This is a genomic window from Paenibacillus puldeungensis, from assembly GCF_042678945.1.
GTDB lineage: Bacteria > Bacillota > Bacilli > Paenibacillales > Paenibacillaceae > Fontibacillus > Fontibacillus puldeungensis.
Genome location: NZ_JBHTLM010000027.1, coordinates 1 through 11,959, shown reverse-complemented (window position 1 = coordinate 11,959; position 11,959 = coordinate 1). Strand labels below are relative to the sequence as shown.

Below are 11,959 nucleotides of genomic sequence, written 5' to 3'. Positions count from 1 at the left end.
CTATCCCTTCACCGCTCCCGCAGTAATTCCTTTGATGAAATATTTCTGGAAGGCCAAAAATGCCAGCACCGCTGGAGCAAGACCGATCATAGCGGCAGCCGCCATTTGGTTCCAGTCAGCGCCGTACTTTTGAAAAAACATCGACACCGCCAACGGCACTGTCCTCATTTCCTGTTTTTGTAGAAAGAATACCGCCTGACCATAATTGTTCCAAATTCCGAGGCCCGACAAGATGATTAAAGACGCGGTTACCGGTTTCAGAAAATGAAAGGTCACCCGCCAAAACGCGGAAAAATAAGTACATCCGTCGATGATCGCCGATTCCTCCACTTCGCGGGGTAACGCTTTGATGAAACTGGTGTATAAAAAAACCGCCATTGGCAGACCGTTTGAGGCAAGCAGCAGAATCATGGCCCACAGCGTATTGATCCCATGAATGGACCGCATCAGCGTATACAATGGCACCGTGATGATAATCGCTGGGACCATCATGCAAATGAGCAGCACATTAAAAATCACGGAATTCATTTTACTGTTGAAACGTGCGATGGAATAAGCCGCCGCGCTGGAAAGCACCACCATGATAAACAACGCCCCTACGGTTATGATCAGTGAGTTTCCAATGGCTGTTCCCAGTTGCGAAGCGAACCATGCCTTCTTAAAATTGCCGAAGTAAAAATTCGGAACGGGTAGTATACCGCCTTCAAACACATTACTGGAAGGAGTATTTAGCGACAAATACAACAGCACATAAAACGGAATTAGGGCCAGCAGCGAAATAGCGATAACAGCCAAATACTTTATGATCCCCAGCAGTTGTTTCAACTTCGTTCCCCCCTTACATTTCCACTTCTTTATTCCGGGTCAAACGCAGGAATAAGAAGACAGGGATGATGATAATTAAGAACAGAATCAAGGCAACTGCGGTGGAGTATCCCGTGAAGCTGCCATACTGCATCCGCATAATGTACAAGCTGAGCGATTCCGTGCTATACCCTGGTCCACCGTCAGTTAACGCCACAATAATGTCAAAAACCGACAAGGAACCAATTATATTGGTTACGACATTTATTTTAATAGAAGGGTACAGCATGGGGATCGTGACATTCCATAACGTCTTCCAGACCCCGGCTCCGTCCATCCGGCTGGCCTCGTACAATTCTGAAGGAATGGACTGCAGACCGGCCAAGTAGATGATCATGGTCATACCGACAAATTGCCAGACATTGACGATGATTAGCAAAACGATTGAACTGGTACTACTGCCTAGCCAATTACCCTGGAGGAATTCTAGCTTGAGATTTTGTCCCAGGTGATATAGGAAGCCCCGCTCCGGTTGAAGGATAAAATACCAGATATAGCCCATAATCAGCGGACTGATCACAGCCGGTAAGTAGACAATCGCTCTGACGAGTCCTTTGCCCACCATTTTCCTGTCAAGAAGCAGGGCATAAAGAAAACCGAATAAGTTGAGCAAAGGTGCCGACCCGATGGCGAACCACAGCGTAGTCAGCATATCGTGCGTGGCCCGATCATCCTTAAAAAAATCGATGAAATTCTGCAAGCCTACAAAGTTTGGAGTCGTGATTCCGTTGGAATCCGTCAGGCTGATCCCGATGCCCCGGGCCAACGGATAAATAAAGAAGAAACCAAACAACACGATCGCCGGAATAGCCATATATTTATGCAGATGGTTGTTGAAGTTGCGAAGTAATGCCATTATCGTTTCTCTCCTCTCTCTCGTTTTGGAAAAGAATGAAAGGAAGGAAAGGATTCACCGCTCGAACGATCTCACTTTCCTTCCATTTTTCCTTACTAATTTCTAAAATCTTATTTGTTATTGGCAGCCCAGGCTTTATCCCAGGTTTTCTTGAAATCAACCGCAAAGTCATGCCCGTTCTTGTATTTTCCGACCAGCAGTTCCTGAACCATTCGGCCGGCGTCATCTCCGGAAAATCCCGATGGCCAATCAGTAAAGGCGATATTCGCACCTTGTTTAAGCGCTTCGGCCGCCTGGTCCTTCAGTGGGCCCCAATCGGCATCAACATCGGTAAAAGCTGTAGGAGACTTCAGGGTTTCGCTGTAGATTTTCAGGTTCTCCGGCTGCAGCAGGAACTCCAGAAACTTCTTGGCTTCTTCCGGATGCTTAGATTCAGCGGTAATGGCGTAGGCGGAATCCTCCGCAGACAGGACGGTCGGCTTCAGGCCATCAACCACCGACGGGATCACCGTAAACCCGATGTTGTCCGTAAAATCCGGTTTCATTTTGAGTAAATCGCCCATAACCCACATACCCTGAATGATCATAGCCGCTTTACCATCGACAAAAGCCTGCTTCTGGTTGTCATAGGTTGCCGTGATTAGATCACTATTCACCAGTTTTTCATCCCGGAGCTCCATCAGACGGCTGGCGAATGTATCCATGGCTCCACCCTGCTCGTCAAATTTCAACTGGGCTGAGTCGTTGTTAATAAATGCCTTCTTGGCCGGAACAACGCCAAGCTGCTGCTTGAGCGGGCCGTGTCCGACAAACTCAATCAATTGCCCAAGCGTCCAAGATTCTTTTCCTGCGATAAACAAAGGTACAACGTCCGGTTTCTTTGCCTGAATAATTTTCATATTGCTTACGAATTCATCCCATGTGGTAGCCGGTTTCAGGCCTAATTCATTAAACAGCGCTTTATTGTAAAAAATTCCGCCCATCGTCACGTTCGTGGCTACCTTGTATTGCTTTCCGCTTTTCACATCCGTCGTTAAATCCTTAATCGCCGGCAAAACGCGGGGCCAGTATGCTTCGCCCGACAAATCCAGGTATTTGCCCTGATCGATATATTCCTGGGCCACCACGGTTGTAATGTCTGGTACGTCGCCCGAAGCCAGCTTGACCTTGAACACGTTGCTCGCGTCCTTCTGGTATTCCTGTTCCACTTCGATGTTCGGGTTCTTTTCATTAAACTTGGCGATTAGCTCATTCATTAAATCGATGGTTTCGACTTTTCCCGTAAAAAATTGCAGCTTCACTTTCTTCTCGCTCTTCGAGCCTTCTGCCTTGTCGCCGTTTTGTTTCGAGGCATCAGAGTTATCTCCTCCGGAACAACCTGCCAACAGCACAATGAACATCACTGCGCTCAGCATCATTACCAACATCTTTTTCATCCTATTAGCCCTCCCTTTTAAATCCGTGCTGTTTTGTTCAGCCTTACGAGATCAAGCATATAGCAGGCGGGCCGGAACCTAAACACCGCTTTTTTAAGATCATGGTACTGCTTTTTCATATCCATTGAAACCGCGGTATCCACCGTATAAACTAAAATCAGAGGTGAGGGACATGCGTAAATGCAAAGCTTACCGTTACTGGAGCATCCGAGCCAAACTGCTATTTTTTACCGCCTTGTTCATATTGATTTCCGTGTTCTCCGTCTCTGCGCTATCCTATATGGAATATACTAAAGACTCCAGGCAAAAAGCGGCGGATCAGGTCCAGCAGACGATCGATCAGGTGTCCATTAATGTAAACAACTATCTTGACGACCTATTCCGGCTAACTTTGTCCCCATACCGTAACGAAACGGTAATGGATGCGCTAGACAGGAACGTCAGCGGTTCAGAGATGAAACAGCTAGATAAGCGTCGCCTTATCGAGGACTATCTCGACGAGATCATGATTTATCCGCGGTCAGATATTCTGCGGGTTTTTATTTTGGCCGACGAGATATATTTCAGCGGGCGTTTCCCTATTACCATCAATACCGATAAGGATTTCACCCAATACGATTGGTACAAGGAAGCGATGTCAACGCAGGAAGCCACCTTCGTTTCGGCACATCAGCAGCAGCTCATAAAATACGATAAGACGGAAGTCTTCTCGATCGTCAAACGACTCCGCAGCATCCGGAATACGGACCGGGTCCTCGGAGTTATCAAAGTGGATGCCAACTATAAGGGCATTGAAAATATTTGCAACAAAGTTGACGTCGGTCAGGAGGGGCGTTTCTTTATCATCGACCAGCAGGGCAAGCTGATTTACGCCAATTCATCTCGACCGGACAGTGCTGCGTTTTACAACGCCATCGGTAGCAGGGAGAAGCCTTTCACCATGAAGGAGAATGGTAAGTCATACCTTGTGAACTTCGCCAATGTGCCCCGTACCAATTGGACGATTGTTGCCGTCAACTCGATGGAAGAACTGAACGCCAATTCTGTTAAAACGCGGAACACGGCCTTCCTGTTTGCTATTGCCTGCTCACTGCTCGCCATTGTTATTCTCGCGGTCTTTGTCAGACGCTTCTTGCGGCCTCTACTGCATATCGTACGTCTGATGAAAAAGGTGGAGAGCGGACAACTGGATGTGCAATTCCCATACAACCGCCAGGATGAGATCGGATATTTGGGCTCCTCCTTTAACCATTTGACCCAACAAATTAATGTGATGCTATCAACTAATACCAAGCTCGTCAAAGAGGTCTACGAATCAAAAATGCTGCAGCAGGAGGCGCAGATTAACGCACTGCACAGTCAGATCCGGCCGCACTTTATTTTTAATTCTCTGAACATGATTCAAATTCTCATGCAAAGCGGGGAGCAGGATAAAGCACTCCTGCACCTCAATCAACTCAGCCTGCTGATGCGCAGCTTAACCGCTTGGGACAAGGAACTCCCTCTGCGAAAGGAACTGGAGCTGGTTCAAGCTTATTTGGGTATTCAAAGCACCCGGTATGAAGGCAGGCTTGAATACCGGATAGAAGTAGATGAGTCACTGATGAACACGTCCGTTCCTTCGCTCCTTTTTCAACCGATTATCGAAAACGCCGTCATTCATGGCTGTGAGTTGAAGCGGGGAAAGACGACAATATGGATGTATAACGAGCTTACAGCGGATTATACGTTGTTTCATATCCGGGATAATGGAAAGGGAATGAGCGGGGAAAAACTGGCTGCGCTGCAAACGATGCTGTCCCAAGGGGCAGCACTTCATTCGGTAGAAACCGAGCCAGGGGGACCCGCGGCTAAATCCGGGGTTTCACCGGGAACCGGCATCGGCCTGTTAAATATCGACAAGCGCGTTAAACTGAAATACGGACCAACCTACGGACTCCGCATTCAGAGCGAGTGGGAAAAAGGTACGATCGTAACGGTCATGCTCCCGCCCGAATTTTCGTAAGGAGATGAATCACCATGTATACCTTGCTCATTGTCGACGACGAACCGCTTACTGGACGTTTTCTACGCACCCATATTCCGCAATGGGATTTTCGCTTCGAGGTTGCAGCAGTCGCAGGAGACGGCGTGGAAGCCTTGGAGCTGATGAACAAACAGCACTTCGACCTCGTGATAACAGATATCAAAATGCCTGAGATGGATGGACTGGAGCTCTGCCGTCATATTGCGGATGCAAATTCAGGACAAAAGGTCATGCTGTTGTCGGGATACAATGAATTTCCCATGGCCCAGGAAGCGATTCGTTATGGTGTAAGCAATTATTTGCTTAAGCCGATTCAAGCAGAAGAAATGACCAAGGCACTTAGCAAAATCGCCAGTGAACTTGAACTGGAAAATCACCATCAACTCGCCCTACGGGCACTTCAAAGCGTATCGAAGGAGACGCAAAAACAAGCGGTCAACCAGTTTCTGACCGCCGTTGTTACCCGGAATCATATTGAAATTAAAACCCTTTATCCGTTAATGTATCGGATCAAGGTCAACTTAATCGAAGCCGAAGCGGCCATTTTAATTCTAAATCTAGACGAAGTCCCTTTTTATGAGAAATCGGTTCCGCTGGAAGAACGCGGCATCTTCCGGTTTATTTTGCACCGGATGGCTGCCGAGCTCTTCGAAGAACTTGAGGCCGGAATCGTGTTTAATGATCATGATCAACATACTTGTCTGCTTATTACCGGGGAGAATGCAAAGGAGCTGAAGCAAAAAAGCTGTCTGTTGTTTGAGCATGTGGCTTCCGCACTAAGTCTCCATACCGGTCTAAGTCTGACGGGGGCCCTGGGCTCGAGCGTCAGCGAGGTGCTGCAGCTCGACCTTTCTTACCGGCATGCCCGGACAGCATTGCAAGCCCGTTTACTCCAGGGAAACGGACAATTATACCTTCACGAAGAAATCTGCAATCAGGTTACCGACAGCGAACCGCTGCTGACAAGGATTCATCAGATCGAACGGTCCCTTACCAGTTTGGGCAACGCTCTAAGTTCGAACGAGGAATGGGCTTTTACTGCTGCCTTAAGGGACTATATCGAACTGATCGATCCTTTGAATGTACCCAGAGCCCTGCTGTTTGGAAACGAAATGCTCTCGTATTTAGACCGGCTGCATGCGGAAAATCTGCTAGAAGTGAATTCGGAAGCCGCACTAAATACACTAAGGAAGCTGCTCGTATACGGTAACCAGTTGACCCGGGATAATGTCAACGAAATCTACACAGAGGCGGCCGAGACGTTGATGCATCAAGGAAATGCAGACAATCGCGATATCAACGACATCGATCTAGTCGCTAAAGCCAAAGCCTATATTGTCACTCACTATGCCGAACCACTCAGCCTAGCGCTGATCGCTGAAAAGGTAGGTGTCTCCCCCGCCTATTTAAGTACGGTATTCAGTCAACGTCAGCAGGAAGGGTATATCAAATTTCTCACCCGGATCCGGATGGAGCGTGCCGCCAAACTCCTGTCCGAACCGGGAGAGCAAAAAATCTATGATATTGCTGAGCAAGTCGGCTATCTCAGTGCCAAGCACTTTTCCCACGTCTTCAAACAGCACTTTGGTCTGCCTCCGGGCGAATATCAGGAGAAACTGAAAGAGTGAGTTGAGTAAATAGCGAAGGGCGGATAGGGCTAGCCGGTTTACTCAGAGATTCGAACCGGTTTGCCCGTCATTGCCGATTCTAAGGCAGCACAGGTGACCGTTTGTGTCTTATAGGCATCGCTATAGTCCGATAAAATCCGTGAAGTGTCACCCGTTCGCAAGGCATGAATAAAAGCCCCGGCTTCGGCAGCATAAGGATTGTCCGTTCCTGTATATGTCGTTCTTACTCCCGGGGTGGAGATTTCCAATCGATCTGGGCTCCAATCCAGTATTCCGTTATTGGTATAAAGCCGCAGCTCTACTTGCCCTACACCTCCAGGCAGGATGCAGGTGTTGGACACAGTTGCAATAATACCGCTCTCAAGCTTCATCGAAACGGTACCTACGTCATGTACTGTGACGTTCTCGTATTGCCCCTGAACTACCCGGTTGCCGTATGCCGCATAAACTTCTTCGACCTCTCCTGCCGTATAGCGCAGCAAATCAACAATGTGGGTTGTCTGCTCGATAAACTGTCCGCCAGAGCCCTCCTGTTTTCTCCACCATGCCACTTGAGGCATATCACCCATCCATGCGCCCATGACCATCCCAATCGTTTGCCCACTTAAGGATGCCTTCAGCCGCTGTATTGTCTCCTTATATCGAAAGTGATAGCCTACCGCGTGGACCACGGGTTTCTTTTGCAGCTGGTCCAAAATGTCTTGCGGGGTTTGCAAATTCGTACTGAGCGGCTTTTCCACAAAAAACGGAATGGCTCTGTCAATCAGCTCAAGCTCCATCTGGCCATGCGCCATTGGCGGAATACATAAATATACCGCATCCAGCTTCTGCGAGTCGAGCATTTCGGTAAACCGGCTATAGCCTGTTGCCCCAGGATAATTTGAGGCAAACATAAGGGCCTTCTCTTCACTCGTTCCACAAACAGCCGCTACCCGCACACCTTCCATACCAGCTAATAAATCCGCATGTACCCTGCTAAACCATCCTGTACCCACGATTCCAATTCGTAACGTCATGCTGCTGCTCCTCCTTCTAGGCCTATATTCTTCTTATAGAGTAATGGTTATCTCCATTATCTACAAGCGGATGGTCAATGCACAACTTATAAACTGTTCTTGAAATAATTACAGTTAGGCGTTATACTGAATTCGAGCTGAGATAGAAAGGATGATTTTGGATGAATATTGCAGAGAAACTGGATCTGAATGATTTTTATACTGTACTTCGAGAAAGACATTCTGTACGCGTCTATGACCCAACAGTGAAAATATCACGTGAGGAACTGAGAGAAATGCTGGAGCTGTCGATTTCGGCACCTTCCTCCTCCAACTTGCAACCTTGGCGGTTTATGATTATCGACGATGCAGATCTGAAGAAAAAATTGCTCCCGATCGCCAATAACCAAGAGCAAGTTGTGGATGCATCCGCAGTTATCGCCGTGCTTGGGGATTTGAAGTCCTATGAACAAGCCGATACCATTTACAGCAAGGCGGTGGAAGCTGGGGTCATGACCGAGGAGTTGAAGAATAACTTCGTGGAACGGCTCCATAAAGGCTATGGCGGTATGGGACCGGAACGCCTTCATCAAGTTAATTTGCTCGATGCGGGCCTCATATCCATGCAGCTAATGCTAATTGCTAAAGCGAGAGGCTATGACACGGTGCCTATGGGTGGGTACGATGCAGAAGCGTTCGCCAGAGAGTTCGAAGTGCCGGAAACGTTGAAACCGATTATGCTGATTGCTATCGGAAAAGCAGCTAAAGCAGCACATGCGACCCCTCGTCTTTCTGTAGATCAAATCACTCACTGGAATTCCTTTAAATAAAAGGGGCGCAAACAACAAATTAGCGCGAGTGCAAGGGCTGATAAAATCCTGAGCTCGCGCTTTTTTATTTGAAATTGAATCAAACCGGATGTATGCAAAAAGACGAAAAGAACGAGGATCAGTGCGACGTATCGCAACAAAAACATCCAAACCCGGTTCCATCCGCCTGTAAGTCTGGCTTCTTCTGACGCTCGCTTCCAGGCGTAGCCGGCAAAAATGGTGACGATTAGTCCGCCGAGCGGAAGCAGAACATTGGAGGCGAGAAAATCCATCCAATCGAAAAAAGCTTTTGCCAAAAGCACCGGCAACCCTACAGCCAACAAACAAACGATAAATAAAAGCAAAAATGCCGCCCCGCCGTATTGACCACTCATCGGATAGCTGTATATTCTACATCTAATTTTGGAATTTTCGCTATCTTAGCCAATTTAAGTGTAAAAGATACATCTAATTCGAATAAAAATGGGTGTTTCCCTGATAACCCTGACTTTTAAATGTACTTTTTGCAGTTATTATGCGCAGCCGAGCTTATTCGTTAAAATTAGATGTACGAAATACATTTAAAACTAAATAAATGAAAAAAATGATCAATGAGTTGATCCAGGCCCAATTGTTCGGTTCGCCAGTAAAGCACAAGTATAAAAAAGGAACGGTATCGGGCGATTTACCCTAACCGTTCCTTGTGTTTATTACTTACGATTAATATGCTAATGTTTCAAGCGATTTGATGTGGGACAAGTAGCGGATATTGCTCGCTTCCTTCATGAGTGTTGCCGGCAGTCCGCGAAGCGACGTATTGTTGGCGCCGATCGTGGCTACGGCATCCTTGCGGCCCAAGCTGGCCAGTGTACCGGAATTTACCGGATGGAAGTCTTCCATCGTTTTGCCTTGCAGGTAAGCGTACAGGTTATAGCCCACAAGTTCGCCCATTTGCCAAGCGATTTGAGCCGTTGGTGGATAAGGACGGCCATCCGGACTAAAGAATACCGCGCTGTCGCCAACGACAAATACATCTTTATGGGAGACAGATTGCAAATACTCGTTCACAGAAGCACGTCCGCGGTTCACTTCGAGTCCTGATTCGCCAACAAGCGGGTTGCCTTGCACACCGCCGGTCCATACGAAAGTATTGGCTACGATTTTACGACCATCCTTCAGGTCAATCGTATTACCTTCCACGTTCGTTACCGGAAGGCCTGTCAAAAACTCAACGCCGCGAGCTTCAAGGCTGGCAGTTGCGCGCTGGATAAGCGGGTCAGGAAGCACCGGCAAAATTTTGGGCCCAGCTTCCACAAGCATTAGCTTCACAGCTTTGCGGTCTACGCCGTATTTTTTCGTCAAAGCAGGTAGCTCGTCGGCAATTTCCCCAACTAATTCAACGCCGGTCAAACCACCACCACCGATGAGAATCGTTGCGTCAGCTTCATTTCCCTCTTTGGCGAAATCCCGGATCCGTTCTTCGATATGCCGATGGATTCTCTTAGCGTCCTCAGTTGACTTCAGCACCATGCTGTGTTGTTCCAGCCCAGGAATTCCGAAATAAGCGGTTTTGCTGCCGAGACCGACAACAAGTGCGTCGTAGTTCAAAACGGTACCGTCCGACAGCTTCACTTCCTTCTTATCAACTGAGAAGCTCTCCACTTTCGCGATGCGAAGATCGATATCTTTACCTTTGAACACTTTGTCCAGCGGCAGAGCCACCGCACGTTCGGAAATGTTGCCCGCTGCAAGACGATGCAGCTCAGTAATGATTTGATGCGTAGGATACTGGTTGACGACGGTAACCCGTACGTCCGAGCGATCCATATATTTGCGAACCGATAATGCGCTCAGTACACCGCCATAACCGGCCCCTAAAATCACGATATGTTTTGACATAATAATGATTCCTCCGTTTTTAGTGATGGCTGTCCCGAGTACCGGCGACTTGAAGATACGCATTTGCAAAGCGAAGCAGCTTTTGAGCTTGCGGGTCCTTAAGCATTTTGAGCAGCCCAAACAGACCGATCGCTTCTTGGCTTGCCTCTGCGCGGTCTTTCGCTTCAATTACATTAGCGGCGATATGTTTCACTTTGTCCTTCACCGGACCGGCCATTTCCTGAATGGCACCGACGGTGTCGTTCTTCAGTACTTCATCGGTCGAAACCGATTTGATGAAATCATACGATTTCGTAAGCGCTCCGGCAACTTCCGTCAATTTCGGAAGAAGCTCTACCAAGGTCGTCAGCGATGCCTGTACCTCCGGCTTTTGGAGCAACTCCAGAAGTTCCCGCTGGTCCTGAGCATTGGACGCGGCAGGTGCCTGTTCCGTCTTTGTTTCTGTGATCGTTTCAGACATTTTTCGATTCTCCTTTACAAAAAGTAATTGTAATTTGGTTAAGTGCAATATTTGGTCCAATTTATGCCATTATTACTATTAAGTGAAAATATGCACATCTAAATCCCCAACAATCTACGTAAATTGTACCACATTCTCAATGAAAAAGGACCATGAAAGTGATAAATTTCACGGTCCTGTAACGTATATTTATGTTTCTAATTTTAACCTACAAAATCTCAGGCCGATCCAGGGCATAAAGGTTCCGGTAACGAGGCTCCCGCTCCATCAATTCGGCATGAGTGCCTCGCATCAGAATGCGCCCATGCTCCATGAAAATGACCTCATCCATATGCTCGGCGCCTACAAGATGATGGGTTACCCAGATCAGTGATTTGCCTCTCGTTGTCCGAAAAATGGTAGCTAGCAGCTCTCGCTCCGTATGCGGGTCGAGGCCCACTGTCGGTTCATCAAGGATGAGCACGGGAGCATTTTGCAGCAAAATTCGAGCTAAAGCGACACGCTGCCGCTCCCCGCCGGAAAATCGCTGACCGGTCTCACGCATCGGAGTGTCCAGACCGCCTGGCAGTCCGGCGATCACTGAATCGAGCTGAGCTGCCTGAGCCGCTAGTCTGATCTCCTCATCGGTGGCATCAGGACGTCCGAGCCGAATATTGTTCGCCACCGTCGTATCGAACAAATGCGGGCTCTGATTGAGGACGGAGATAAACTCTGGCATCCGGTCACCGAAGGAGGCTGTGGGTGTGCCGTCCAGCGTGACCGAGCCGTCCGTCGGAGCTAGCGCTCCCTGGATTAGCTTCAACAGCGTCGATTTGCCGGCTCCGCTGCGGCCGATGACGGCGATACGTTTTCCCTGCGGGACGTCCAGTGTGACGCCGTCCACGGACGGGGCGTCGTCCGCGCGGTACGCGAAGCGGACGTCCGCGAGCCGCAGGCGCACGCCGCGCGCAGCTTGCGGCAGCTCGCCTGCGGCGCGGCCCGGGGCG

At 48.5% G+C, this 11,959-nt stretch carries 11 protein-coding genes; 3 read left to right on the top strand and 8 right to left on the bottom strand.

Annotated elements, in window-relative coordinates; translation table 11 throughout:
• The 3 genes from ACFQ3W_RS23515 to ACFQ3W_RS23505 all read right to left on the bottom strand — a co-directional run bounded on the left by ACFQ3W_RS23515 (position 1) and on the right by ACFQ3W_RS23505 (position 3,156).
• Positions 1–825 (bottom strand): carbohydrate ABC transporter permease, encoded by an 825-nt coding sequence (locus ACFQ3W_RS23515; protein WP_379321669.1) that lies wholly within the window; start codon positions 823–825, stop codon positions 1–3.
• A 13-nt stretch (positions 826–838) separates the two neighbouring features.
• Positions 839–1,720 carry a carbohydrate ABC transporter permease gene (locus ACFQ3W_RS23510; protein ID WP_379321668.1) on the bottom strand — a complete coding sequence of 294 codons (882 nt, stop codon included), beginning with the start codon at positions 1,718–1,720 and terminating at the stop codon, positions 839–841.
• Between the two features lie 110 nt (positions 1,721–1,830).
• Entirely contained in the window at positions 1,831–3,156 is a 1,326-nt protein-coding gene (locus ACFQ3W_RS23505) for an ABC transporter substrate-binding protein (protein ID WP_379321667.1), read from the bottom strand.
• 172 nt (positions 3,157–3,328) lie between these two features.
• Here ACFQ3W_RS23505 and ACFQ3W_RS23500 point away from each other — a divergent pair, with 172 nt between their 5' ends.
• Complete coding sequence (locus tag ACFQ3W_RS23500) at positions 3,329–5,161, top strand: sensor histidine kinase (RefSeq protein WP_379321666.1); 1,833 nt, start codon at positions 3,329–3,331, stop codon at positions 5,159–5,161.
• A gap of 14 nt (positions 5,162–5,175) precedes the next feature.
• On the top strand, positions 5,176–6,810 hold the full coding sequence (locus ACFQ3W_RS23495) for a response regulator (protein ID WP_379321665.1): 1,635 nt from the start codon (positions 5,176–5,178) through the stop codon (positions 6,808–6,810).
• A 38-nt stretch (positions 6,811–6,848) separates the two neighbouring features.
• Here the strand turns inward: ACFQ3W_RS23495 and ACFQ3W_RS23490 are convergent, their stop codons facing one another.
• Positions 6,849–7,826 carry a Gfo/Idh/MocA family protein gene (locus tag ACFQ3W_RS23490; protein ID WP_379321664.1) on the bottom strand — a complete coding sequence of 326 codons (978 nt, stop codon included), beginning with the start codon at positions 7,824–7,826 and terminating at the stop codon, positions 6,849–6,851.
• 161 nt (positions 7,827–7,987) lie between these two features.
• Between ACFQ3W_RS23490 and ACFQ3W_RS23485 the strand changes: the two genes are divergently transcribed.
• On the top strand, positions 7,988–8,635 hold the full coding sequence (locus ACFQ3W_RS23485) for a nitroreductase family protein (protein ID WP_379321663.1): 648 nt from the start codon (positions 7,988–7,990) through the stop codon (positions 8,633–8,635).
• Here the strand turns inward: ACFQ3W_RS23485 and ACFQ3W_RS23480 are convergent.
• The 4 genes from ACFQ3W_RS23480 to ACFQ3W_RS23465 form a co-directional block, all read right to left on the bottom strand.
• Positions 8,614–9,009 carry a hypothetical protein gene (locus ACFQ3W_RS23480; RefSeq protein WP_379321662.1) on the bottom strand — a complete coding sequence of 132 codons (396 nt, stop codon included), beginning with the start codon at positions 9,007–9,009 and terminating at the stop codon, positions 8,614–8,616. The two genes, ACFQ3W_RS23485 and ACFQ3W_RS23480, sit on opposite strands and share 22 nt — an antisense overlap.
• 325 nt (positions 9,010–9,334) lie before the next feature.
• The gene (locus tag ACFQ3W_RS23475) at positions 9,335–10,513 is read right to left on the bottom strand and encodes an NAD(P)/FAD-dependent oxidoreductase (protein WP_379321661.1); all 1,179 of its coding nucleotides are present in this window, start codon (positions 10,511–10,513) and stop codon (positions 9,335–9,337) included.
• A 19-nt stretch (positions 10,514–10,532) separates the two neighbouring features.
• Entirely contained in the window at positions 10,533–10,973 is a 441-nt protein-coding gene (locus tag ACFQ3W_RS23470; protein ID WP_379321660.1) for a DUF1641 domain-containing protein, read from the bottom strand.
• A 208-nt stretch (positions 10,974–11,181) separates the two neighbouring features.
• The coding region (locus tag ACFQ3W_RS23465) for an amino acid ABC transporter ATP-binding/permease protein (RefSeq protein WP_379321659.1) at positions 11,182–11,959 on the bottom strand (778 nt) is incomplete at its 5' end.